Genomic DNA, 25,807 nt, shown 5'->3' on the forward strand with positions numbered 1-25,807 from the left:
AGGGCGGGGGGGGGCGGGCGGGCCCCTGCTGCGGGCGAGCCTGGGGAAGGCCGTCCACCGGGGCCTGGCCGTGGAGGCGAGCCTGGAGGTCGGCCGGGAGGTCGTGGTGCTCTTCGGCCGGTCGGGGGCGGGGAAGACGACGCTCCTGAGGATGATCGCCGGGCTGGAGCGGCCCGATTCCGGGAGCGTCCTGCTGGGGGGTCGGACCCTGTTCGACTCGGGGTCGAACCGGAGCATGCCGCTGAGGAGCCGGCGGATCGGCATGATCTTCCAGCACGACCTGCTGTTCCCCCACCTGGGGGTCCGGGAGAACCTCCGGTTCGGCCTGGCCGGCTGGCCGAAGGGCGAGGCGGAGGCCCGGGTCCGGGAGGTGGCCGGGCTCTGCGGGGTGTCCCACCTGCTGGGCCGGGCCCCGGGGACGCTCTCCGGGGGGGAGCGGCAGCGGGTGGGCATGGCCCGGGCGCTGGCGCCGAGGCCGGAATTGCTGCTCTGCGACGAGCCGTTCAGCGCCCTGGACCTGGAGGCCCGGGACGCCCTGGTCGACCGCCTCCGGGTCGTCCAGCGGGCCGAGGGGCTGCCGGTGCTCTACGTCACGCACAGCCCGGCCGAGGCGATCGCGCTGGGGGACCGGCTCGTCCTGCTCGACGGGGGCCGGATCCGGGCCGAGGGGCCCCCGCTGGACGTGCTGGCCGGGCGGTCGGCGTCGGGGCCGGGCTCCCGGCTGGAGGGGGTCCGCAACGTGTTCCGGGGCCGGGTGGTCGGGCACGAGGGCGGGTCGACCCGGGTGGCGATCGGGGGGGGCCCGGAGCTGGTGGTGCCCCAGGTCGGGGGGGGCGGGGAGGGCTCGTCGGTGGTCGTCTCGGTGCGGGCGGACGACATCCTGCTCGCCCTGGGGCCGGTGGGCGGGCTGAGCGCGAGGAACGCGATCCCCGGGGTGGTCGACCGGGTCGTCCCCCACGACGGCGAGGCGGAGGTGGTGGTGGCCTCGGGCCGAACCCAGTGGATCGTCAGCGTGGTGGCCGGCGCGGTGTCCGCCTTGGCGTTGCAACCGGGCGTCCCGGTCCGGATGATCGTCAAGGCCCGCAGTTGCCGGGTCGCCGCCGAGGCCGAGGACGTCCCCGGGCCCGGCCCCGGGCCGGGCTGACCGGCCGGGCCGCCCCGGGAGGTCGACGCCCCGGGCCGGCGACCGCCCGAACCCGCCCGCCGAGGCAGACCGAGCCGACCCGATGGACGTGCCCCGATCGGACGACCCGACCACCCCGACCGACCGCATGGCCGAGACGGTCGACCTGGACGCCGCCGCCGGGGCGTTCCCCCTCGGCGACCCGACGTCCGCCTCCCGCTCCCTCTCGGGGGGGGAGGGCCCGGCCTCCCGGGGCGTGGAGGTGGTCGAGGGGTCGGTCGACCTGTCGGAGGAGACGAGGGAGCTGCTGCGAATCCGGCTGAGGGCGGTGGCGGGGATCCTGCTGATCGGCTTCATCGCCTTCTTCCTGCGCAACCAGTTCCTCCCCCAGTCCCAGGGCATCCGCCTCTTCTTCGCGATCGACTCGCTGCACGTGCTGACGATCCTGCTGCTGGGGGGGGCGTTGCTGCTCCTGGAACAACGGCGGGACTGGTCGATGCGCCGGCTCCGCCAGATGGAGCTGGTGATCTTCGGCTCGAGCCTGCTGTTCTTCGTCGCCCTGCACTACTCGACCGTGACCCACTGGATCGAGCGCGGGGACTTCGAGGTGACCCGGGCCCTGCTGCTGGACGGCCCGCCCGACCCGGGCACGGTGGCCGCCCTGGTGGAGGCGGCCGGCAGGCTGATCGGCAGCATCGAGGGGTCGGTCGTCTTCATCATGATCCTGATCATCCTGTACGGCCTGTTCGTGCCCAACACCTGGAGGAGGGCGGCCCGGGCCGTGGGCCTGCTGTTCCTGGCCGCGGCGGCGGTGCAGGCGACGGTGCTCGTGCAGACGGCCGACAGCCGGGCGATGGTCGAGCGGCTGGCCAGCTTCGAGCAGATCTCGACCAACGTGCTCATCCTGCTGCTGGCCGCGCTGATCTCCGTGTACGGCAGCCACCTGATCAACTCCCTCCGCGTCGAGGCGTTCGAGGCCCGACGGCTGGGCCAGTACATGCTGCGGGGCCGGATCGGCGGCGGCGGCATGGGGGAGGTCTACCTGGCCGAGCACCAGCTGCTCAAGCGCCCCTGCGCCATCAAGCTGATCCGCCCCGACCGGGCCGGGGACCCCGTCGCCCTCCGCCGGTTCGAGCGCGAGGTCCGGGCGATGGCCCGGCTGTCGCACTGGAACACCATCGAGGTGTACGACTACGGCCGGACCGAGGACGGCACGTTCTACTACGTGATGGAATACCTCCGGGGCCTGGCGCTCGACGCCCTGGTCGCCCGGCACGGCCCGCTGCCCCCGGCCCGGGCGGTCTACCTGCTCCGGCAGGCGTGCGACTCCCTGGCCGAGGCGCACGCCGCCGGGCTGGTGCACCGCGACCTGAAGCCGGCCAACCTCTTCGCCGCCGCCCGGGGGGGGCGGCACGACGTGGTCAAGGTGCTCGACTTCGGCCTGGTCAAGGGGCTCGGCCCGGAGGCGGGGGAGCCGGGCGTCGACCGCGCCGAGTCCGTCTCGGGCACGCCGCTCTACATGTCCCCCGAGCAGGCGACCGCCGACCCCAGGCTCGGCCCCCGGAGCGACCTGTACGCCCTGGGGGCCGTCTCCTACTTCCTGCTCACCGGCCGGCCGCCGCACCCGGGGGACTCCCCCCTGAAGGTGATGGCCGCCGTGGCGAGGGTCCCCCCCGAGCCGCCGTCGAGGCACCGGGCCGGCATCCCGGTCGACCTGGAGCGGGTCGTCCTCCGATGCCTGGCCAAGGAGCCGCACGACCGCTTCCCCTCCGCCGAGGCCCTCGGCCGGGCCCTGGCCTCCTGCTCCTGCGCCCCCGACTGGGACGCCTCCCGGGCCGCCTCCTGGTGGGTCGAGTTCGAGCCGGGGGCCCTCCGGGGCGCATGACGGCCCGCCCGCCCGGCGACGGGCGCCCCTCGGGGGCATCCGGCGGCTGATCGGGGACGGGGGGACCGTCGCCGATCGACGCCACCCCCGGCCTCCACCTTTTACAATCCCTCGTCCGGCATCCATCATGGGCCATCGGCCGGCGACCGCCCGCCCGCCGACCTCGCGCCGACGACCGTCCCGAGGCCCGACCCCGGACCCGAGCACCCCCGGACGCCCCATGCTGCCCGACACACCGATCGACGCGACGATCCACCTGGCGTTCGCCTTCGACCTCGGCTACGAGATCGACCTGGAGCGCGCCCGGCCGCTGCTGGCCGCCGGCGAGGCCGGGGGCCTGGCCCGGAGGAGGAGGACGCCGGAGTCGATCCGCTACCGCCCGGCGCCCTTGCGGCTGGGGCTGGACGCCTCGGGCGTGGCCCTGCCGCCGCCGGGCCGGCCGGTCGAGCCCCCCCGGGCCGACCTCTCGCTGTTCGACTTCGGGGCGATCTCGCTGGCGATCCGGTTCCCCGTCCGCATGACCCCCGGCGAGTTGCTCGCCCTGGCCGGGGAGCTGGCCGACCCGACCCCGCTGACCGCCTCGGCCCGGCTGGTCCTCGCCCCCTGGCTGGACCGGATCCGGCCGGTGGTCTCGGGATACGAGGTCAGCGACATGAGCGAGGAGTACGTCATCTTCCAGCTCGGCGAGGCCACCCCCGGCTGGCTCGACGCCCGGCGGGAGTGGGTCGCCGGCCTCGTCCGGCTGGAGACCGAGCGGATGTCCCCCGAGGAAGTCACCGAGGCGACGAGGCTGGGCATGTCCTACGCCCCCAACGACGCCATCGTCATCGACTGGGCCGCCGCCGTGGTGGCCGACCGGGATTGCGCCGACACGCTCCAGGTGCTCGAATTCGCCAACGTGCAATTGCTGGAATTCCGGCACATCGACGACCGCCTGGACGACCGCCTCGAGCGCGCCTACGGCACGATCCACCCCGCCTCCCCGAGGCTCCGGCTGCCGATGGTCTGGTCCCCCACGCACAACGACGCCGTGAGGCAGGTCCGGGAGCTGGAGATCGAGGCCACCAGCCTCTTCGAGCGGGCCGACAACGCGCTGAAGCTCATCGGCGACCAGTACCTGGTGCGGGTCTACGACCTCGCCTCGGCCCGCTTCCACCTCCGGGAGTGGCAGAACTCCATCCGCCGCAAGGTGGAGACCGTCGGCAACGTCTACGACCTGCTCGTCTCCCAGGCCGGCAACCGCCGGGCCGAGTTCCTGGAGCTGGTGATCATCCTCCTGATCGCGCTGGAGATCGTCCTCGCCTTCTTCCGGTGACGATCGGGGGGACGGACGGCGGGCGTCCTCAGCAGAGGAGGCGGCCGGTCCGGACGTCCCGGATGGGCAGGAGGCCGCCGAAGTGGCGGTCGGAGAGGGCCTCGGCGACGAGGGAGCGGTGGCATCGGGCGGGGTCGGCGCAGGCGCAGAGCAGGGCGACGGGGGGGGCCGACGACCGGACGAGGTCGGCCAGCCGGGAGAGGCCCCGGTGGACCGGCCATCGCCCGGAGGGGTCGTCGAGGTGGGACCGGAGGACGGCCATCGCCGGGTCCTGTCGCTGGGGGTTGCCCAGCTCGACCACCCACTCGTAGGCGATCCCCCGATCGGCCAGCAGCGCGACGATCCCCTCGCCGGAGCCCTCGGCCCGGAGGTGCCAGGGGCGGGGGCCGTAGGTCCGCTCGGGGTCGAGGTCGCTGGGGCAGGGGCCGATCCTCACGTCGACCAGCAGGCCGATCCCCCGGTCCGACAACGCCCGGGCCAGCCGGTCGGCCCGGTCGGCCGCCGGCCAGGCGCCGTAGCCGACCGTCCAAAGTTCCCGACCCGTCCCGATCGCCCCCGACCCCGATCCCGATCCCGCCATCGAGCCGCCCTCCGCCCGATCGCCCCGACTGGCCCCGGGTCGGGCCGTTGCCTACCATGAACCCCGAAGGGCCGGGGCTCCCGGCCTCAATCGGGACGCATCGCAACGCGCCCCGCCCCGACTCGCCTCGCCTCGCGCCCGAGGGCGGCTCGCGGGGCGCCTCCCCAGCCGAGAGGATACCCCATGAGCCGACTCGCGATCATCGCCCTGCTGGGCCTGGCCCCGATCCTACCGTCCTCGTCGTCCCCGGTCGCGGCGGCCCCCCGAGAGCCGGTGGCGACCGGTTCGTCGGCCGGGGCCCGGGTCCAGGAGCACGACCACGACCACGACCGCCCCGCCACCGACGGCACCTACCGGGGCCGGATCATCGCCGACGTGATGAGCTACCTCGGCGCGAACTGGCTGATGAGGCCGTCCCGGATCCGGGAGGAGCGCCCGGACGAGATGCTCGACGCCCTGGGTATCGAGCCGGGGATGGCCGTCGCCGACGTGGGCGCCGGGGTCGGCTACCACAGCCTGAAGATGGCCGAGCGGGTCGGGCCCGAGGGGGTCGTCTACGCCACCGACGTGCAGCCCGAGATGCTCCGGATGCTCCGCCGTCGGGCCCAGCAGGCCGGGGCCGCCAACGTCCGCCCCGTGCTCGTCACCCAGGACGACCCGGGCCTGCCCGAGGGGCAGCTCGACCTAATCCTGATGGTGGACGTCTACCACGAGGTGACCGACCCCGAGGCCACGCTCCGGGGGCTCCGGGAGGCGTTGAAGCCGGGGGGCCGGCTCGTGCTGGTCGAGTTCCGGGCCGAGGACCCCGCGGTGCCGATCAAGCCCGAGCACAAGATGTCCGTCGCCCAGGCCCGGGCCGAGGTCGAGCCCCAGGGACTCCCCTTCAAGGAGGTCCTCGACTTCCTCCCCTGGCAGCACGTCATCATCTTCGAGAAGCCCGCCGATCCGGCCGACGCCGAGGCGGACGCGGACGCCGACGCCGACGCCGAGCCGCCCGGGGAGGGCCCCGCCGGCTGATGAGGTCGACGCCCCGTCGGCCGGCCGGGAGCGTGATCGAGGGGCCCGGGCCGCGGCGCGGCCCCCATCCACCCCGGCCAGCAAAGGATCCGGGCCCATGCGAACCCGGATCAAGCCGTTCAGGTCGTCCGCTCCCCCTCACCCGGCCTCCGGCCACCCTCTCCCCCGAGGACGGGGGCGAGGGTCGCACTCCCTCCCCCTCTCCCCGCGAGCGGGGAGAGGGTCGGGGTGAGGGGTCGGTGCGTCGGACGCGGGGCCCGGCCTGACATCCGAGTCCCCCTCACCCGGGCTTCGCCCACCCTCTCCCCCGCAGACGGGGGCGAGGGTCCGAATCCGGCCCCCTCTCCCCGCGAGCGGGGAGGGGGTCGGGGTGGGGGGAGCGGCGTCCGGGCTCATCCCGGGAGGCCCGGGGGCGTGGGTCGCGCCCCCGGGCCTCGCCCGGCGAGGGGCGACGATCAGTCGAGGTTGGGCAGGTCGTCGAGGTCGTCGAGCACCTCGTCGACGAGCGGCCCCAACAAGCCCCGGGAGGCCGAGCCGGTGCCGGGGTCGGCCTCGGCGCGGGCCAGGGCGGTCGAGGCCGCCGGGATGTTGCCGGTGAACGACAGCCGGAAGAACAGCGGCGAGAGGACCGGCACCGCCGGCAGCCCCGTCGGGTTGAACGTCCGGGTGCTGGTCGTGTTGCCGTCGGTGTCGCCGATCGTCCAGATCCCGGCGTCGGTGTCGTAGACGGCCAGGTCGGGGGCGCCGTCCCCGGTGTAGTCGGAGACGGCGGCGATGTCGCCGTCCTCGCCGAAATTCACCGGGAAGCCGTTGGCGACGCCCGGGAAGGCGCCCGAGGAGGGCAGGATGAACCAGCGGTCGCCGGTCGGCAGGTCGGTGACCGACCGGAACAGGCCGATGTCGTCCCGGCCGTCGCCGTTGTAGTCGGCCGGCACCGGCTGGTCGGCGTTGTCGGGGGCGCCGAAGAGGAAGCGCTGGGCGCCGGCGGTGGTCGCGTAGAGCGGCTGGTTGACGCCCGAGGGCAGGATGAAGGTCTGGGCGACCTGGGGGACGCCATTGGCCAGGTCCTGCGCCGTCGGGATCGGCCGGAAGGTGGCGATGTCGGCCTTGCCGTCGGCGTCGTAGTCGGCGATCGCCGGCAGGTCGGTGCCGCCGGGGGCGCCGAAGACGACCCGGAAGCCGGCGTTGACGTCCGACGACGGGCGGACGAACCACTCGGCGGCGCCCGGCGTCAGGTCGCTGTCGGCCCGGAAGGTGGCCAGATCGGTGATGGCGTCGCCGTCGTAGTCGGCCGGGGCCGGGCGGTCGAGGGCCCCGGTGGCGCCGAACGGGATCTCGACCCGCGTGTCGTCGCTGGACTGGATGTAGGCCCAGACGCTCGCGTCGGGCTGGGTGTCGTTGCCGAACGGCTGCACGACCGCCAGGTCGGCCAGGCCGTCGCCGTCGAAGTCCCCGGTGATGGGGATGTCGTTCTCGGAGAGGCCGGAGAACTGCTCGACCCGCTGGCCGCCGGTCGACAGCTCGAGCTGGAAGATGCCGGCGCCGAGGAACTCGTCGAAGAGGTACGACGAGAGGTCGGCGATGCCGTCGCCGTCGTAGTCCCCGGCGGTGGTCTTGCCGTTGCGGACGACGTTCTCGCCCGCGTTGGGGACGAGCCGGTTGTTGCCGGGGCCGCCGTCGAGGGTGTCGTTGCCGGGGCCGCCGATGAGCGTGTCGTTGCCGTCCCCGCCGCCGCCGACGACCGGCAGGGCGGCGACCAGGCCGGAGGCGTCGAGCAGGTCGTCGCCCTCCCCGAGGTCGGCCGAGATCCCCACCAGGCCCTCGACCGTGCCCAGGTCGCCGACGGTGACCGAGTCGTTGCCCCCCACCGAGGAGACCTCGATCCGCTCGACCGTGCCCAGGTCGATGCTGAACGGGCCGGGATTGGTCCGCTGGAAGAGGACCCGGCCGCCGGGGCCGGCGGAGATGGCGAAGGTCTCGTCGGCGCCGCTGCCGTTGACCTGCTGGACGTCGACCCCGAGGCCGCCGTCGACCACGTCGGAGCCGTCGCCGTTGTTCCAGATGATCGTGTCGTTGTCCGGCGCCGCGGCCAGGCCGACGATCGGCGCGGTGCCGTCGCCGATCGTGCCGACGAGCAGGGCCGACCCGGTCGAGAGGTCGACCCGGTAGAGCCCGACCACGCCCCCGACGGTGAGCGAGGCGAAGGCCGTCTGCTCGGCCCCGGGCAGGATGTCCAGCCCGGCCTGCTCGGAGGTGTCGGCCCCCAGCAGGCCGATCGTGTTCAGGGTGCCGTCGTTGGGGGGCAGCTGGGAGAGCAGGGCGTCGAGCGTCGCGTCGACGTCGAAGAGCATGGTGCTCGTCGCGCCGGCGACGCTGTTGGTGTAGGCGGCCGCGACGACGTCGGGCGTCCCCCCGGCGTTGGGGTCCCCGGCGGCGAAGGCGAGGTCGCCGTCGGTGATGGTCGCCCCGGTGTCGACGTCGATCCGGAGGTTCTGGCCGGTGTTGCTGACGACCCGGAGCCGGTCGGGTACGGGGTTGAAGTCGACGCCGAAGCTGGTCCCGTCGAGGCCGTCGAACGGGTCGGTCGGGTCGTCCGGGTCGGCCGTCAGGGTCGAGAGCAGGGTGACCTCGCCGGTGGGGGGCGAGGTGTAGATCCGGCCCTGGTCGGTGACGAGGTAGAGGACGTCCAGGGCCTCGCCGGCCCGGTAGTCGGCGCCGATGACGGTCTCCCCCTCCTCCAGGCCGGTGAAGGTGACGGTGTCGACCACGGCGGTGGCGTCGGCCGTGAAGATCAGGGCCGTGTTGTCGGAGGTCACCGCGGCGAACAGGGCGTCCTCGGCCGTGATCCCGGCGACGATCTGGTCGGCCCCCCGGCCGCCGACGATCGTGTCGTCCCCCTGGCCGCCGAAGATCGAGTCGTCGCCCTGGCTCCCCAGGATCGTGTCGTTGCCGGGCCCCCCCCGCAGGGTGGCCGCCACCAGGCCGGCGGGCAGGGCGGTGGCGTCGATCGAGTCGTTGTCGGACTCGCCGTCGACGTCGATCCGCTCCAGGTCGGCGACGCCGGTCAGGTCGTTGATGGTGACGGTGTCGGTGCCGAGCCCGGCGTTGACCTCCAGGGCCTCGACCGTGCCGATGTCGAGCGTGAAGGGGATGAGGTTGGTCCGCTGGAAGGACAGCCGGGTGCCGTTCGCGGAGACCTCGAAGTCGTCGCCGGCCGGGGCGCCGTTGACCACCTGGGTGTCGACGCCTTCCTGGCCGTCGATCAGGTCGGAGCCGTCGCCGTTGTTCCAGATGATCGTGTCGTCGCCGGAGCCCCCCATGATCGTGTCGCCGCCCCGGCCGCCGACGAGGCTGTTGGCCGTGTCGCCGCCGGTGATCGTGTCGCCGGCCTGGCCGCCGACGACGTTCTCGACGTTGACCAGCTCGGCGACCCCCGTGGCGGTGGCCTCGGTGCCGACCAGGAGGATCTGGCCCCGGATCTCGCCGGCGGGGAAGTCGGTGGTGTGGATGTTGAAGTAGACCAGGCCGTTGCGGAGGTCCTCGACCAGCTCGGGGGTCAGCGGCTGGGCGTCGGTCGAGGTCCAGACGCCGGAGAAGGTGCCGTCGGGCACCGTCGAGCCGTTCAGCTCGGCCGGGGTCAGGGGCCGGACGATCGGCGCGTTCTCCCCGGGCGTCGCCGGGGCGTGGAAGTGGGCGCCGATCGCGCCGAGCAGCTGCCCGACCAGGCCCTCGTAGGTGACGGTGAAGGTCAGCTCCGTGCCGGCCGCGTTCAGGACGAAGGTGCCGATGCCCGTCGCCGGGGAGGAGGTGGGGGGCACCTCCTGGGCGCCGTCCAGCACGGCCCGGTAGGACTGCGGGCCGGTGTCGAGGTCGACGGTGATGGGGGTGGTGTAGCCGTCGTAGCTGATCGTGTCGCTGCCGGCGCCGCCGTCGATCCGGCCGGCGAGCACCGAGCCGCCGTCGAGGAAGGCGAAGGCGTCGTTGCCCTCGTCGCCCATCAGGTTGACGGCCGTCAGGTCGGCCACCCCGGAGAGGTCGGCGACGACGAACGTGTCGTCGCCGAGCCTGCCGTTGACGTCCAGCACCTCGACGGCGCCGATGTCCAGGGTGAACGGCCCGGGCGAGGTCCGGGAGAACGAGAGCCGGCCCGGCGTGGCCCCCTCGACGATCTCGAAGGCGTCGGCCGCCGAGGAGCCGTTGACGACCTGGGTATCCGTGCCGATCCCGCCCTCGATCGTGTCGCTGCCGTCGGTGTTGTTCCAGATGATCGTGTCGTCGTCCGACTCCAGCGGGCCGTCGGCCAGCACCGTCAGGCCGCCGACCGGGATCGTCCCGTCGCCGATGTCGCCGACGGGCGTGGCCGCCCCGCTGACCAGGTCGATTTCATAGAGCCCGGCCGAGCCGTCGACGACCATCGAGGCCAGCGCCCGGTCGGATCCGGGCAGGATGTCGAAGCCGAGCACCGCGGTCACGTCCCCCACCCCCAGCTCGCCGATCGTGCTCAGCGTGCCGTCGTTGGGCGGGTTCTGCGCGGCCAGGATGTCGAGGCCGGTGTCGATGTCGAAGAGGGCCGTCGAGGTCGCCCCGGCGACCGGGTTGAAGTAGGCGGCCCCCACGACATTGGGGTCGGCCCCCTCGTTGGGGTCGCCGGTCGCATAGGCCAGCGCCCCGTCGACCGTGGCCGCGCCGCTGGCGACGTCGACCCGGAGGTCCTGGTCGGCGTCGCTGACGATCCGGAGCAGGTCGACGGTCGGGTTGAAGTCGACGCCGAAGTCGGTGCCGTCCAGGGCCTCGGAGACCATGGAGGCGATCGTCGCGGCCCCGGTCTCGGGGTCGATCGTATACAGCCGGCCGGTCCCCGCCTCGTTGGTCAGGGCGTAGATCTGGCCGGTCGACGGCCGGGCGTCGATGCCGACGATCGTCTCGGCCCCGGGGATGTCGGTGATCGGCGTCGTCGAGAGGATCACCGTCGGGTCGTCGGCCGAGAACCGCAGCAGGGCCACCCCCGTCGCGTCCAGCCCGACGAGCGTGGCGGCCTCGTCGCCCGAGGTGTCGCCGAAGATCTGGTCGCCCCCCTGGCCGCCGACCAGGGTGTCGTCCCCGGTGCCGCCCTGGATCGTGTCGGCGCCCCCCAGGCCGAAGATCATGTCGTCGCCGGCGCCGCCGAGCAGGGCGTCGGCCAGGGCCGAGCCGATGATCGTGTCGTCCCCGGCGAGGCCGTCGACCGACACCTCGGCCAGGTTCTCGAAGCCGGTGGCCGAGACGGCCCCCAGGTCGATCGCGTTGCCGCCGGGCCCGCCGGTCACGTCGATCGAGATGACGTCGGTCGCCGCCAGGGCGCCCGAGTCCGGGTCGGCGCCGTTGACCAGGACGTTGCCGCCGGAGAGGCCGACCGTGATCGCGTCCGCCGCGTCGCTGGCGATCGTCAGCACGCCGGCGGCGAAGCTCGACGTGACGGCCAGCAGCGTCCGCTCCTCCAGCCGGTCGACCGTCGGCCGACGCCTCCGGGCCGCCCCCCCGGGGCTGATCCGGGCCGACCGGTCCCGACGACGTCCGAGGTTCCCATGTGCCATCTTCTGCGTCTCCCTGGTGTGATTCGCCCCGGGCCGGGCCCCGTCCGGGCCGTACCCGATCGTCATCGGGACCTCGTGTCCGACCGCCGCGTCCTTCGCGTCCTGGATCTCGGCAATCCGCCGGGCCGGCCGTCAACCGCCCTTCCATACCACCTACATTCGCCCACCGGCCCGGGACACGACCTCGGGGGAAACACCCCGCTCCCCGGAAACCGGGCGGGCCTCGCAAGCGGGACGACCCCCCTATCCCCTCGGATTGCCGGATTCCTCCTAGCTACCGCAAATCTTCGGACAAGTCCACGGTTTCTTTCGGCGTCGAAAAAATAGGAGGCCTGGTATGGCGTCTCCGGCCCCCGACGCCGGACGCCCCCTGGACGATCGGCCGGCCGGGCCGACAAGATAGGACCGGGCCCCGCGCCCTCGGGACCGGAGGACGGCCCGGCGCGGTCGCCGGCAGGAGGCCCGGATCCCACCCCCGCGAGAATACACCGTGATGCAAGCAACGCGCCGAGGCGCCCTCATCGCCGCCCTGGTCCTGGTCGGGGCCGGCCCGGCGACGGCCGCCCCCCAGGACGAGCCCAGACGCCCCCAGATCCCGGACCTGGGGGTCGAGACCTACGCCCTGCCCAACGGCCTGGAGGTGATCCTCCACGAGGACCACACCATCCCCGTCGTGGCGGTGAACGTCTGGTACAAGGTCGGCTCCAAGGACGAGGCCGAGGGCCGCACCGGCTTCGCCCACCTCTTCGAGCACCTGATGTTCCAGGGCTCCCAGAACCTCGAGGGGGAGTACTTCGCCCCGCTGGAGCCGATCGGCGCCGACCTCAACGGCAGCACCAACACCGACCGCACCAATTACTACGAGGTCGTCCCCAGCAACGCCCTGGAGCTGGCCCTCTGGCTGGAGGCCGACCGCATGGGCTTCCTGCTGCCCACCTTGACGCAGGAGTCGCTGGACAACCAGCGGGACGTGGTCAAGAACGAGCGGCGCCAGCGGATCGACAACGTCCCCTACGGCCAGGTCCAGGAGCGGATCCTCGGCGCCCTCTACCCGGGCGACCACCCCTACCACCACAGCGTCATCGGCTCGATGGAGGACCTCTCGGCCGCCACCCTGGACGACGTGAAGAACTTCTTCCGGCGGTACTACAACCCGAACAACGCCAGCCTCTGCCTGGCCGGCGACTTCGACCCGGCCGAGGCGAAGGCCCTGATCGAGAAGTACTTCGGCCCCATCCCCGCCGGCCCCGAGCCCGAGCCGATCCCGACCCGGGTGCCGACCCTGGACGTGTCGGTGGACCTGGCGATCACCGACCGAGTCTCGCTCCCCCGGGTGTACCTCTCCTGGCCGACCGTACCCCAGGGGCACCCGGACGAGCAGGCGCTCGACGTGCTCGGCGACGTGCTCGGCCAGCTCGACAAGGAGAGCCGGCTGGAGAAGGCGATGGTCTACGACGAGCCGCTGGCCAGCCAGGTCTTCGCCTACCACGGCGCCGACGCCCTCTCGGGCACCTTCGCCGTGATCGCCACCGGCCGGCCCGACGGCGTGCTCGACGACCTCGTGGCGGTGATCGACCGGGAGATCGCCCGGCTCCAGCGGGAGGGGGCGACCCCGGACGAGGTGCTCAAGTCGCAGAACACGACCGAGAGCGGCCTGGTCTTCGGCCTCCAGGACGTCGGCACCCGGGCCGACTTCTTTAACAGCAACAACGTCAACTTCGGCGACCCGCTCGCCTACCGGGACCGGCTCCAGGAGCTCTTCGACGTGACCGCCGAGGACGTCCGTCGGGTCGCCAACCAGTACCTGACCCCCGACCGGGTCCGGATGGACGTGACCCCCGGCTCGCCGACCCCCCGGCCCCCCGAGGTGGCCTCGAACGCCGCCCGGGACGTCGAGTTCGTGGCCGAGGACCCGGCGATCGAGGACGCCTTCGACCGCTCGATCCAGCCCGGGACCGGCGAGGCCCCCGAGTTCTCCCCGCCCCCGGTCGAGCGCCGGGCCCTGGAGAACGGCCTGGAGGTGTTGGTCGTCAGCCGCCCGCAACTGCCGATCCTGACGATGGACCTGGTCGTCAAGGGGGGGGGCGCGCTGGTGCCCGAGGCCAAGGACGGCGTCGCCGAGCTGCTCGCCGACCTCTTGACCGAGGGGACCGCCGACAAGGACGCCCAGGAGCTGGCCGGGGCCCTCTCCCGGATCGGGGCCTCGATCTATGCCTCGGCGGGGATCGAGGCGATGACCGTCTCCCTCTCCACGCTGACCAAGCACACCGACGACGCCCTCGACCTGTTCGCCGAAGTGGTGCTCAACCCCGCCTTCCGGGACGCCGACCTCGAACGCCAGCGGGACCTGCTGCTGGCCGGCCTGCTCCGGCAACGGGACAGCGCCACCTCGATCGCCGACAACGTCTTCCCGATCCTGCTCTACGGCGAGTCCCACCCCTACGGCCGGCCCGTCGAGGGGACCCTGGAGACGGTGCCGTCGATCACCCGGGACGACGTGGCCGCGTTCCACTCCCTGCTGTTCCGGCCCAACAACGCCGCCCTGATCGTCGTCGGCGACACGACGGCCGACGCCATCGTCGACCGGCTCGAGCGGTCGCCGATCGGCCGCTGGGCCCCCGGCGAGGTGCCCGCCTTCAACCTCCCCGAGCCCGCGCCGTCCCCGGCCGGGACGCTCTACCTGGTCGACCGGCCCGAGTCGGCCCAGTCGGTGCTCTCGGTCGGCGAGATCGGCCTGCCCCGAGACACGCCGGACTACTTCCCGGCCACCCTGCTCAACGCCGTCTTCGGCGGCCAGTTCTCCAGCCGGATCAACCTGAACCTGCGGGAGGACAAGGGCTACACCTACGGCGCCCGCTCCGGGTTCTCCTTCCGCAAGGGTGCCGGCCCCTTCTCGGCCGGGGCCTCGGTGCAGACGGCCGTCACCGCCCCGGCGCTCTCGGAGCTGCACCGCGAGCTGGTCGAGATCACCGGGGACCGCCCCGTGACCGAGCAGGAGCTGGCCGACGCCCGGGGCAAGCTCGTCCTCGGCTTCCCCGGCGACTTCGAGACCGCCGGGAGCGTCGCCTCGCAGCTGGAGGCCCTGGTCCTCTACGGCCTGCCGGACGACTACTTCACCACCTACCAGGACGCGCTGGAGGCCGTCACGCTGGAGCAGGTCCGGGAGGCGGCGACGCGGCACCTCCACCCGGGCAAGATGACCATGCTCGTCGTCGGCGACCGCGACGCGATCGCCTCGGAGCTGGAGTCCCTGCCGTTCGTGCCCTCGATCACCCTGCGGGATCCCCAGGGCGACCCGGTCGAATCTGCCGACGGGGCCGAATCCGAAGGCGGGCGCTGAGTGCCAGACTCCCGTCGCCCGAGGCCCCCGGGGGCGGCCCGATCGGCCGTCCCCGGGCCCCGGGAGACGGGGGAGGCGTCTCGCCTTCGCCCGGACGAGGACAGGGCCGGGCCGTCGGCGTCGGCCGGCGAGCCGGGCCGCATCACCTGCCGAGGTCGATCCGCAGCAACACCCCCAATCCGCTGACTATCAAGACGATCAGATTCGCGACGAAGGCGATCGACGAGTCGGCGGACCTCGAAAAGAGGATCGCCAGGAACGTCCCGGCTGAAACGCTAAAGATGGCAATACAGAGCCAGAGGGAAAGATCACTCAGGCGGTGCAACGTCGCCCGGGTCCTTTCGGTACGAGCAGGATCGGGAACGAGGCGGTCTGCTCGAATACGAGGCCGGCGACCGCCGGGTGACCGATGTCGACCAAATCCGACATCACCGGAACGCTCGGCTCCCCTGCATCCCCTCCATGATCGCGGCGCGACTCGCCGGGCGACCGTCCCCGCCGGGTCGCCTCCCCGTCCCTCGAACCGGGTCCAGGGGAGTGCGACCGGCCGAGGCTCCCGCCTGGCGAAGCTTCGCCAACCCTGCTAAATTACCAGATCGCCCTGAAATCCTACGGGGACCGTCCCGGCCCTGTCTTGCCCCTCACGCAAGATCCGCCCCGGGCGGGGACGTCTCCATCGCCATCGTGCATCGATCACGACCGAGGAGACACCGAATGATTCGCTTCCCCTGGGCCACCGGACTGCTCGCGATGCTCCTGCTCGCCGGCCTGCCGGGGCCCTCGATCGCGCAGGACGAGCCCGAGCCGAAGGACGACGAGCCCAAGGCCGAGGCCGACGAGGGCAAGAAGGACGACGAGAAGGAGGACGCGTCGGAGTCAAAGAACGGCGTGAAGCCCTACGACGAGGTGATCACCGAGGACGCGACGACCGACCCCGGCCTGTTCCTCGTCCACCGGGCCGACGGCAAGGTCTACTACGAGATCCCGACCGACGCCCTCGACGTCCCCATGCTCTGGGTGACCCAGATCGCCCAGACCTCGAAGGGCCGGGACATCATGGGCACCCTCGGCGACGACCTGGTCGTCCGCTGGGAGCTCCGGGAGGACGACGAGAAGATCCTCCTCCGCCAGGTCCGCTTCGCCATGAGGGCCGAGGAGGGCGACCCGATCGCCGGGGCCGTCGAGGCGTCGAACCTCTCCCCCATCATCATGGCCTTCCCCGTGGCCGCCTACGGCAAGGACAAGGCCCCGGTGGTCGACGTGACCGGCCTGTTCACCGAGGACGTGGCCGAGCTGAGCGTGAAGGAACGCCTGGGGGCCGAGCGGGTCGACCCCAAGCGGACCTTCATCGAGCAGGCCAAGTCCTTCCCGGAGAACGTCGAGGTCAAGGTCCTGACCACCTACAACCCCCGCCCCCCCCGGGGGGGCGACGACGGCCCCCCGGCCTTCTTCGGCCCCTCCGGGGACGACACGATCACGGCGGTCGTCCACCACAGCATGGTCAAGCTGCCGGACGACCCGATGGAGCCCCGCCGCTACGACGACCGGGTCGGCTACTTCACCGTCGGCTTCGACGACTACTCCAGCGACGAGCACCAGGTCGACGAGATCCGCTACATCACCCGATGGCGCCTGGAGAAGGAGGATCCCGAGGCCGAGGTCAGCGACCCCGTCGAGCCGATCGTCTTCTACGTCGGCCGGGAGGTCCCCGAGAAGTGGCGGCCGTTCGTGAAGCAGGGGATCGAGGCCTGGCAGGGGGCCTTCGAGGAGGCCGGCTTCTCCAACGCGATCCTCGCGAAGGACGCCCCCGACCCGAGGGAGGACCCCGACTGGGACGCCGAGGACGCGCGGTACAGCTCCATCCGGTGGCTGCCCACCGACGTCCAGAACGCGATGGGCCCCCACGTCCACGACCCGAGGACCGGCGAGATCCTCGAGTCCGACATCCAGATGTATCACAACGTCATCAAGCTCTGCCGGGACTGGTACTTCGTCCAGGCCTCGCCCAACGACGAGCGGGCCCAGGACCTCCCCCTGCCCGACGACCTGATGGGGGAGCTGATCGCCTACGTCGTCAGCCACGAGGTCGGCCACACGCTCGGCTTCCCGCACAACATGAAGGCCAGCTCGTCCTACACCGTCGAGGAGCTCCGCAGCAAGGAATTCACGGAGGAGTACGGCACCGAGGCGTCGATCATGGACTACGGCCGGTTCAACTACGTCGCCCAGCCCGGCGACGGCGCCCGGCTCATCCCCATCATCGGCCCCTATGACGAGTTCGCCGTCGAGTGGGGCTACCGCCGGTTCGAGAGCGAGGAGGCCGAGGAGCAGGGGCTCGCCGCGCTGGTCGAGAAGCAGCTCGACGACCCCAAGCTCCGCTTCGGCGACCCCAACCCCGGCGAGGACCCCTCGCAGCAGACCGAGGACCTCGGCTCCGACCCCGTGCTCGCCACCGAGCTGGGCCTGAAGAACCTGGAGCGCGTGGCCGGCTTCCTCGTCGAGGCCACCGGCGAGGAGGGGGAGAACTACGACCTCCTCCGCAACATGTACGACCAGCTCGTCGGCCAGTTCCGCCGCGAGACCGGCCACGTCGCCAACGTCGTCGGCGGCTTCTACCGCAACAACGCCTGGTACGGCGACGCCGACACGCAGTTCGAGGCCATCGCCCCCGAACAGCAGCAAAAGGCCGTCGCCTTCCTGATCGAGCATGCCTTCCGGACGCCCGAGTTCCTCGTCCGGCCCGACGTCCTGCTCCGCCTGGAGGCCGACGGCGCCGCCGACCGCATCCTCGGCATGCAGCGGAGCCTGCTCGGCTCCCTGATGGACGAGTCCCGCCTGAAGCGGATGGCCGAGCACGCCTCCCGGGCCGACGAGGGGGAGCCGTACCGCCCGATCGACCTGATCCGCGACCTCTCCGACGGCATCTTCGCCGAGCTGGACCCGGAGCAGGCCGGGGCGATCGACCTCTACCGCCGGAACCTCCAGCGGGCCTACGTCGACATGCTCATCGAGCAGGTCAAGGCCGACTCGAACGTCTCCGACCTGCCCGCCCTGGCCCGGGGAGAGCTGCGGAGGCTGCTCGACTCGATCCGGGAAGGACTCGCGCCCGACGACGTGGAACGCGACCCGACCTCGCAGTACCACCTCCAGGACCTCCGGGACCGGATCGCCCAGGCCCTCGACCCCCGAGGCGTCCTCGAGGGCGTCGACGTCGCCGGCGACTGACCCGACCCGATCGGCCGAAGGCGGCCGGCCCCCCGGGGTCATTCCCGGGGGGTGTGACCTCCGATTGATGTCTCAACGAGGCTTCTCTGGCTCGAACTCCATCAGGACGTTCTCGGAACCCGCCCGACTGGTGAATTCGGTGGGACGGTCTCCTGCGTGGTAGCAAACCTTCAGGCGACCGTCCTCGAACTTGTAGGCCCCCTTGTAGGTGACCTTGTCATCGAAGCGAAGGTCGATCGTCTTGGGGTCTTTGCTCGGGTCGATCGAGAAGGTTCCAGGTGCCGCCTTCTCTTCACCGTTTAGGATGCCTGAGGCGGTCAGTTTGCCTCCGGTGAAGATCCATTTCATGCCCTGTCCAGCGTCGTATCGGTCGATGCCGTTGATTTGCATCGACACCAGAAGCCAAGTCCCTTGGAACCTCTCCTTGTCCCTCTGAGGCTCAGAGGCTCCCGAAGCGGTCAGGATGTAGAACACGACTGAGTTTATCAGGAGCGTTTTCATAATTCTCTCCGGCCCGATCGCCTTGGACACAGGGTCAGGTAGATGGTCACTTCGACGAGTGCGGTCGTTTATTGTCCCGAATAGACCCTGGCGGGAGGTAATCCGAACACGGCCCGGTTACATCAGTCCGAGGTCACACCCCTCCCGGGGGGGACGGATCTCGAAGTCGATCGGCTTGAACGAGCCGTTGTTGGACAGCTCGGCCGAGCAGGCCGTCAGGCCGACGATCAGGTCCATCTCGGCCCTCAGCTCGATCGCGTCCCCCGGCTTCGAGGCCGGCGGGTCGATCCTGAGCCTCCCGTCGGGCGCGACGGAGACGTTCATGAAGATGTTGAAGGTCGTCGGGATCGCGTCCGGCGCGATGCCGAACCGCCCGAGGTGCTCGGCCAGGTTGCCGAAGCAGCTCGGGTGCTCGCCCTCGTGGTTGTAGATGATCTTGAAGGTCTCCGGGCTGCACGGCGTGTAGAGGAAGTCGTGCCGGCCCACGTCGTCGGAGACGATCGTGAACATCGGCCGGCTCCGGTTGGAATAGAGGACGTGGCCGGCGGTCAGGGAGATCGTGTCGGCGTAGTCGATCGACCGGCCCGAGGAGAGCCACTCCCTGGGGTCGTCCCGGCTGAACGCGGTCAAATCCGAGACCTGCTCCCCCATCGGGTCGACCACCCGGAGGACCTGGCCCGCCCTCAGCTCGAAGGCGGTGCCGGTCTGGGGGTCGAGGCGATGCGGGCCGGGGGCGTCGGGGGTCGTCCTCGTCGTCATCGGGGGGGCTCCGGGTCGTCCCGGCGCCGGGAGGAGGGGCACCGGAGGGCGGGGTCGTCGGCCGGGGAGAGGTCGCCGGGGTGGGGCAGGAACGGGGCGTGCCATTCGGCCCCGACGTTCCGGCCGGAGTACTGCCGGGCCTCGGTGTCGGCGCCGTGGTCGGCGAGCACGGGGTTGATGTCCCCCTGGAGCTGCTCGTCCCGGTGCCGGACCACGTCCCGGAGCTTCTCGAACCGGCCGGACTGCCTCAGCCGCTCGAACTGGCCGTGGGGGTTGAAGACCAGGGTCGGCCAGGGGAACCGCCGGGCCATCCGGGAGCTGTTCGGGTGCAGGCCGACGATGAAGAAGGCGGTGCCGGCGAAGCTGAACGAGAAGTGCGGGTCGTCCGGGTCGTCGCTCACCCCCGGGGCCCAGTCGTGGATCGGCGCGTCCCGGTCGTGCAGGAGCTGGAGCTGCGCCCAGAGCAGGCGCTCGAAGTCGCGCTCGTCCAGGCCCGTCGGCGACCGGAAGGCGGCGACGAAGGTGGCGAAGTCCCCCTCGGCGGTCAGCTCCCCCAGCTCCCGGGAGAACCGGTAGAGGTCATAGGCCAGCACGGGGGCCGACCCCGGGTCGGCCAGGCGGTCGTAGCACCCGAGGCGGATCGCCTCGTGGTTGACGGCCGACCTCGCGGCGATGCAGGAGAACTGCGGGTCGAGCACGAAGGCCTGGAAGGCCCCCGCGATGGCCGAGGCGGTCAGGTCCGGCCCGCCCCCCGGCCCGTCGAGCCGCTCGGGGCGGCCGTCCTTCAGGCCGAAGACGAGGCTCCGGCGCCGGGCCTCGGGGCTGTCGAACGGGTTGGCGTCGGCCACGGGAGGCTCCGTCGCTGGGGAGGGCACCGGCCGGGGGAGGCCGGGCGGTCGATCGGGCGGATGCCGGGATCCCCGGGCAAGATCGGTGCCGACCGGCGGATCCCGGCCGCGGCGTCGGGGCCTCTCCGAATGGATTCGGTTGACAGGCGCCCGACCGCTCCGCGATCCTGGGAGCCGGCCCGGCCCGCCGTCGGGCGCCCCGGGCCCTCGGATTCGAGCATCGGAGCGATTTGATGGAATCCCGACGGAGCCGCCCCCGCCTGTCGCCGGCCCCTTCCCTGCTGCTGGTCGCGGCCTCGGCCGTGCCGACCCTGCTGCCGGCCCCGATGCCCCGGCCGGCGCCGCCGTCTGGCCAGCACCTCGCCCCGGTGGCCCATCCCCTCGACGCCCCGGCCTCGCCCCCGGCAAGCGGGCAGGACGAGGCCCCCGAGGAGCTGGAGGCCCCCGGCATCGAGAACCTGTTCCGCCTCGCCCCGGGGCTCTACAGCGGGGGGCAGCCGGGGGGGGACGAGTCGTTCCGGGCCCTGGCCGACCTGGGGGTGAGGACGATCATCACCGTCGACGGCGCCTCGCCGGACGTGGAGGCGGCCGGGCGGTATGGGATGCGGTACGTCCACGTCCCGGTCGGCTACGACGGCATCCCGGCCGATCGGGCGTCGGCGCTGGTCAAGGCGGCGAGGACCCTGCCGGGGCCGATCTACGTCCACTGCCACCACGGCAAGCACCGCGGGCCGACCGCCGCCGCCCTCTGCGCCGTCGCCGTCGAGGGCTGGGACCGGCCTCGGGCGCTCGGCTGGCTGAGGCAGGCCGGGACCTCCCCCGACTACGCCGGGCTGTTCGACGCCGTCTCCTCGTTCGAGCCGCCGACCGACGAGCAGCTCGCCGAGGTCCCCGACTCCGCCCTGCCGGAGCGGGCCGAGGTGCCGGACCTGGTCGAGGCGATGGTCGGGGTCGACCTCCGCTGGGAGCACCTGAAGGCCGTCGCCGGGGCCGGGTTCCGGCCCCCCCCCGACCACCCCGACCTCGACCCTCCCCACGAGGCCCTGATGCTCGCCGAGCACTACCGGGAGCTGCGACGGCTGGGGGAGTCGGAGGCCCGGGGCGAGGGCTTCCTCGACCGGCTCGAACGGGCCGAGCAACACGCGATGACGCTCCGGGACGCCCTCCGCCCTCCTGCCCACGGGGCGCCGATCGACCGGGAGGCCGCCTCGGCCGCCTTCGACGCCGCCGGGACCGACTGCACGTCCTGCCACGCCGCCTTCCGGGACCGGGCCGGCTGATCGACCGACCACCGGGGGATCTCGCTTGCTTCCCCGGCCCCGACGGCCGAACAATGCCCCGAGGGGCGAATTCGGTCGTGTGGGAGATCCGGGGGCGGCTGTCCCAGATCCACGGACCAGCTTGCCCGAAGTTCGAGGCGTCTCCTGGTGGTCCATCCGCCGCGTTGGTTGACGGATCGGTTCCGTCCCCCTCTCCCCGCTCGCGGGGAGAGGGCCGGGGTGAGGGGTCTTCGACATTCGCCACGCCCCGTGAATCGTCCGCTCCCCCCTCACCCGGCCTCCGGCCACCCTCTCCCCCGAAGACGGGGGCGAGGGTCGGAGACGACCGCTCCCGTCGGGGATCTCCCCGGACGGACCCCTTAGCCGGTCCCTGGCCCCTCCCCGATCCCCCCTCCCCATGTCCCCTCCCGAGCACTCCTCCCTGATCAGGCGGCTGGCCGAGGGCCTCCGCTTCGACCTCGTCGGCATCGCCCCCGCCGTGACGCCCCCGGGGTACGGGCACTTCCTCGACTGGCTCTCCGGAGGCCGGGCCGCCGGCATGGACTACCTGCACCGCCACGCCGAGGCCCGCCGCCACCCCGACTCCGTCCTGCCCGGGGTCCGGTCGGTCGTCATGGTCGGCCTCTCCTACAACCCGGCCGAGCCCGACCCTCCCGCCTCACCCCGCACCGGCAAGGTCGCGCGGTACGCCCGGGGGAGGGACTATCACAAGGTCCTCTGGAAGCGGCTCGGGGCGCTCGGCTCGCAGATCCAGTCGGAATACCCGGACGCCCACGTCCGGGCCGTGGCCGACACCGCCCCGCTCCTGGAGCGGGACTTCGCCCGGCTCGCCGGGCTCGGCTGGATCGCCAAGAACACGATGCTCATCAGCCGGACGCTCGGCAGCTACACCGTGCTCGGCGCATTGCTGACCGACCTCGACCTGGAGCCCGACCTCCCCTTCGGGCCCGATCACTGCGGCTCCTGCACCCGATGCCTCGACGCCTGCCCGACCGACGCCTTCGACGGCCCCCACCGGCTCGACGCGACCCGATGCATCAGCAACTGGACGATCGAGCATCGCGGCGACCTGCCCGACGAGGCCGCCGACCAGCTCCACGGCTGGCTCTTCGGCTGCGACGTCTGCCAGGAGGTCTGCCCCTGGAACCGCAAGGCCCCCCCCGGCCGCGACCCCGAGCTGCAGGCCGACCCCAGGCGGGTCGCCCCCGACCTCGTCGGACTGCTCGACGCCGACGACGAGCAGGTCGCCGACCTGCTCCGGGGCTCGGCCCTGACCCGGGCCAAGCGATCGGGCCTGCTCCGCAACGCCGCCGCCCTGCTCGCCTCGTCGGGGGACCGGGACGCCGTGCCCGCGCTAACCGCCCGGCTCGCCGACGAGGATCCGGTGGTGCGATCCTCCTGCGCCCGGGCCCTCGACCGGCTCGGCGGCCCCGGGGCGAGTGCGGCGCCCGACGCCCCCGGGGGCGACGGCACCCCGCGATAACCGGCCGGCCCGGCGCCCGTTCTGCAAGCGAGGTCCCCACCGAGACCGATCATCTCGTCGCGATCCCGGAGGGGAGTCGAATCATGGCGAAGCACCGAGGATCTCCCGGGTCGAACCCCCAGCCCGACCCGCACGCGTCCGGCGGCCACGGGCACGGGTCGCACGAGGGCGGCCACCAGGGCGGCGGCATGGGGACCCGGGGCGTCACCCGCCCGATGGCCGAGCGGGAGGCGGAGGGGCAGCACCACGGCGGCCACGGTCACGAGATGGGCCGGGACGACCGCCTGGAGATGCTCCGGATGCATCACCGGCAGACGCTCTGGATCTACTGGATGCTGCCGATCCTCGGGGTCTGGACGATGCTCTCCCCCGCCACGTTCGGCTATTTGAACGAATCGCACTGGGTCGACCCGAGCGGCGGCCGGGGCGCCTGGTTCGGCGACCAGACCCACACCGCGCTCCGGGCCGGGCTCATGACCTGGAGCGACGTGATCAGCGGGCTGTTGCTCGTCGTCCTCGGCTGGAGGGCGCTGACGCCGAACCGGCCGGTGACGCTCTGGGCCTGCTGCTTCGTGGGGATCTGGATGACCTTCGCGCCGGTCCTGTTCTGGGCGCCGACGGCGTCGAGCTACCTGAACGGAACGGTCGTCGGGGCCCTGGTGATCGCGCTGACGATCCTCGTGCCCGGCATGCCGAACATGATCATGTACATAAAGATGGGCCCGCCGACGCCCCCCGGCTGGAGCTACAACCCGTCGAGCTGGCCCCAGCGCTGGATCATGATCGCGACCGGCCTGGCCGGCTGGCTCGTCTCGCGGTACCTGGCCGCCTTCCAGCTCGGCTACATCGACTACGTCTGGGACCCGCTCTTCGGCTTCGCCGAGGGGACGGAGCGGGTGCTCGACTCGGCGATGTCGCACTCGTGGCCCCTCTCCGACGCCGGCTTCGGGGCCCTGGCGTACACGTTCGAGTTCCTGATGGGCTGGATGGGGAGCCCGGCCCGGTGGCGGACGATGCCCTGGATGGTCGCCTTCTTCGGCATCCTCGTGATCCCGCTGGGGCTGACGCACATCATCCTCGTGGCCTCCCAGCCGCTGATCGTGCACCACTGGTGCTCGATGTGCCTGCTGGCGGCGGCGATCATGCTGCCGATGATCCCGCTGGAGGTGGACGAGGTGGTGGCGATGATCCAGCACGTCTCCCAGGCGAGGCGGAGGGGGGACCGGGGCGGCTCCCTCTGGCGGATCTTCTGGAAGGGGGGCGAGGCCGACGGCTGCGAGCCCGACGACCGTTCTCCCGAGCTGATGAGCCTGCCCGAGCAGCCCGGCCGCGTGTTCAAGGCCTCGATCTGGGGGATGAGCTTCCCCCGGACCCTGGTCGCCAGCTCGGCGCTGGGCCTCGGCCTGATGGCCGCGCCGACGCTCTCCGGCCTGGAGATCACGACCACCGCCGCCGACGTCGGCCACCTGGGGGGCGCCTTGATCCTGACCGTCTCGGTCGTCTGCATGGGGGAGGTGGTCCGGATCGGCCGGTATTTGAACATGCCGATCGGGCTGGCCGTCGCCGCGGCCCCCTGGTTCCTGGCGGAGTCGACGACCGGCTATGCCCTCACCTGCTCGGTCGTCGGCCTGGCCTGCGCCCTGCTGTCGATCCCCCGGGGCCCGGTGACGGAGCGGTACGGCTCCTGGGACCGGTTCGTCCGGTGAGGCCCCGCCGGGGCCGGTCGCGGGGCCCGGGGCGATGGCCCGGTCATGCCGCATTGCCCGGGAGACTCGCCTCCGGGGCACCGGGGTGGCCGGGGCCCCGTCCGCGAGGCCCCAGGCCGGCGGCCTCGGCGACCGGGGCCTCGCGGACGGGGCCCCGGCCACCCGAAGGTGACTGATCCGGGCGATCCCGGATCACTTGCTCTTGATGAGCTTCTTCGCGCCCCGGAGGGTGCTGCGGACCCAGTGGCCCATCTTCTCGGCGGGCATCAGGACCTTGCCCTTGAGGATCTCGTCGGGGCGGGCCTTGAAGACGGTGGAGTGCGCCTTGCCGTCCCAGCCTTCGGGGGCCTGCTGGGTGTAGTAGTAGGCGGCGAACGACTTGCGGGTGTTGCCCGGCGGGCACTTCACGGCGGTCACGCCGTGGTAGCTGGCCTCGCTGGTGGCGAAGATCACGCAGCGGTTGAAGACCGGGAGGAAGGCGTGGTGTCGGACCTTCACGTCCTCGTCCCACAGCTCCACCTCGCCGCCCCACTCCGGCCTCCAGTCCCGGTTGAAGTAGACGAGGATGTTCAGGCGGCGGTGGAGTTTCCGATCCTGCTCGAAGTTGAAGTCGACGTGCACGTCCAGGTGCCCCTGGGGGCCGGTCTGGTGCATGCCGCCGCCGATGAGGTGGGGGTCGTCCAGCAGCTCGGGGATCTCGAAGATGTACGAGAGGTCGTCGCGGAACTCGGGGGAGGCCAGCGCCCGGTTCAGCTCGGCGATCGGCTCCGGGAACAGGGCGGAGTTGGTGACCTGGACCTTGCCCCGCTCGTTCAGGGCGGCGAACTGCCGGCCCATGGTCAGCGCCTGCTCGAAGCTGGGGAAGGCGTCGGCCGCCCGGTGGGCGAACTCCTCGTCGAGCAGGCCGTCGATGCAGAGGTTCGGGAAGGGGGTGGCCTCGCGGACGCGGGCTCGGAGGGCGTCGCGGTCGAGCGGCTTGATGATCATGGGGGTCGGCTCGTGGTGCCGTCGGTGGGGCTGATTGGGTAGGTGCGGAGGAGGGACCGAGCCCCCGCATCCGGTCGCTTCGCCTGGATACGGGGCCGTCTCGGGACCGGTGACGGCCCGGAGTAGCCTAATTCGCCCCCACCGACCCTGTCAAAGCGATTCCCGGCCTCCCGGGTCGCCCCCCC

The 25,807-nt window shown here is 72.4% G+C and carries 15 protein-coding genes; 9 read left to right on the forward strand and 6 right to left on the reverse strand.

Annotated features, from left to right (window positions below; all coding sequences use genetic code 11):
* Positions 1-70 precede the first annotated feature (70 nt).
* The 3 genes from ElP_RS13395 to ElP_RS13405 all read left to right on the forward strand — a co-directional run bounded on the left by ElP_RS13395 (position 71) and on the right by ElP_RS13405 (position 4,323).
* The gene (locus ElP_RS13395) at positions 71-1,144 is read left to right on the forward strand and encodes a molybdenum ABC transporter ATP-binding protein (RefSeq protein WP_145270036.1); all 1,074 of its coding nucleotides are present in this window, start codon (positions 71-73) and stop codon (positions 1,142-1,144) included.
* An 82-nt stretch (positions 1,145-1,226) separates the two neighbouring features.
* Positions 1,227-3,008: a serine/threonine-protein kinase gene (locus ElP_RS13400; protein WP_145270037.1), complete on the forward strand. Its 1,782-nt coding sequence runs from the start codon at positions 1,227-1,229 to the stop codon at positions 3,006-3,008.
* 220 nt (positions 3,009-3,228) lie between these two features.
* Entirely contained in the window at positions 3,229-4,323 is a 1,095-nt protein-coding gene (locus ElP_RS13405; RefSeq protein ID WP_145270038.1) for an RMD1 family protein, read from the forward strand.
* Between the two features lie 28 nt (positions 4,324-4,351).
* On the opposite strand, the gene ElP_RS13410 is transcribed toward ElP_RS13405, so the two are convergent.
* Entirely contained in the window at positions 4,352-4,903 is a 552-nt protein-coding gene (locus ElP_RS13410; protein ID WP_145270039.1) for a DUF488 domain-containing protein, read from the reverse strand.
* A 183-nt stretch (positions 4,904-5,086) separates the two neighbouring features.
* Here ElP_RS13410 and ElP_RS13415 point away from each other — a divergent pair, with 183 nt between their 5' ends.
* Entirely contained in the window at positions 5,087-5,920 is an 834-nt protein-coding gene (locus tag ElP_RS13415) for a class I SAM-dependent methyltransferase (protein WP_145270040.1), read from the forward strand.
* 455 nt (positions 5,921-6,375) lie between these two features.
* Here the strand turns inward: ElP_RS13415 and ElP_RS13420 are convergent, their stop codons facing one another.
* Positions 6,376-11,559 (reverse strand): DUF4394 domain-containing protein, encoded by a 5,184-nt coding sequence (locus ElP_RS13420; protein ID WP_145270042.1) that lies wholly within the window; start codon positions 11,557-11,559, stop codon positions 6,376-6,378.
* Between the two features lie 427 nt (positions 11,560-11,986).
* Between ElP_RS13420 and ElP_RS13425 the strand changes: the two genes are divergently transcribed.
* Together ElP_RS13425 and ElP_RS13430 are read left to right on the forward strand one after the other, a co-directional pair.
* A complete protein-coding gene (locus ElP_RS13425) occupies positions 11,987-14,833 on the forward strand; it encodes a M16 family metallopeptidase (protein ID WP_145270043.1) in 2,847 nt (948 codons plus the stop codon).
* 714 nt (positions 14,834-15,547) lie between these two features.
* Complete coding sequence (locus tag ElP_RS13430) at positions 15,548-18,058, forward strand: zinc-dependent metalloprotease (RefSeq protein ID WP_197446961.1); 2,511 nt, start codon at positions 15,548-15,550, stop codon at positions 18,056-18,058.
* A 72-nt stretch (positions 18,059-18,130) separates the two neighbouring features.
* Here the strand turns inward: ElP_RS13430 and ElP_RS13435 are convergent, their stop codons facing one another.
* The 3 genes from ElP_RS13435 to gntA all read right to left on the reverse strand — a co-directional run bounded on the left by ElP_RS13435 (position 18,131) and on the right by gntA (position 20,166).
* Positions 18,131-18,559, reverse strand: a complete 429-nt coding sequence (locus tag ElP_RS13435; protein ID WP_145270047.1) for a TIGR03067 domain-containing protein — start codon at positions 18,557-18,559, stop codon at positions 18,131-18,133.
* A 117-nt stretch (positions 18,560-18,676) separates the two neighbouring features.
* Positions 18,677-19,318, reverse strand: a complete 642-nt coding sequence (locus ElP_RS13440) for a DUF1989 domain-containing protein (RefSeq protein WP_145270049.1) — start codon at positions 19,316-19,318, stop codon at positions 18,677-18,679.
* Complete coding sequence (gntA, locus tag ElP_RS13445) at positions 19,315-20,166, reverse strand: guanitoxin biosynthesis heme-dependent pre-guanitoxin N-hydroxylase GntA (protein WP_197446962.1); 852 nt, start codon at positions 20,164-20,166, stop codon at positions 19,315-19,317. Before gntA ends, ElP_RS13440 begins: the two co-directional genes overlap by 4 nt.
* A gap of 233 nt (positions 20,167-20,399) precedes the next feature.
* Here gntA and ElP_RS13450 point away from each other — a divergent pair, with 233 nt between their 5' ends.
* The 3 genes from ElP_RS13450 to ElP_RS13460 all read left to right on the forward strand — a co-directional run bounded on the left by ElP_RS13450 (position 20,400) and on the right by ElP_RS13460 (position 24,635).
* Positions 20,400-21,446 (forward strand): phosphatase domain-containing protein, encoded by a 1,047-nt coding sequence (locus ElP_RS13450; protein ID WP_145270051.1) that lies wholly within the window; start codon positions 20,400-20,402, stop codon positions 21,444-21,446.
* 397 nt (positions 21,447-21,843) lie between these two features.
* Positions 21,844-22,929: a tRNA epoxyqueuosine(34) reductase QueG gene (gene queG, locus ElP_RS13455; RefSeq protein WP_145270053.1), complete on the forward strand. Its 1,086-nt coding sequence runs from the start codon at positions 21,844-21,846 to the stop codon at positions 22,927-22,929.
* 188 nt (positions 22,930-23,117) lie between these two features.
* Positions 23,118-24,635 carry a vitamin K epoxide reductase family protein gene (locus ElP_RS13460; protein ID WP_390836072.1) on the forward strand — a complete coding sequence of 506 codons (1,518 nt, stop codon included), beginning with the start codon at positions 23,118-23,120 and terminating at the stop codon, positions 24,633-24,635.
* 192 nt (positions 24,636-24,827) lie between these two features.
* Here ElP_RS13460 and ElP_RS13465 read toward each other — a convergent pair whose 3' ends face one another.
* Entirely contained in the window at positions 24,828-25,622 is a 795-nt protein-coding gene (locus tag ElP_RS13465) for a 2OG-Fe(II) oxygenase (protein ID WP_145270057.1), read from the reverse strand.
* Positions 25,623-25,807 lie beyond the last annotated feature (185 nt).

The sequence above is a fragment of the Tautonia plasticadhaerens genome (assembly GCF_007752535.1).
GTDB lineage: Bacteria > Planctomycetota > Planctomycetia > Isosphaerales > Isosphaeraceae > Tautonia > Tautonia plasticadhaerens.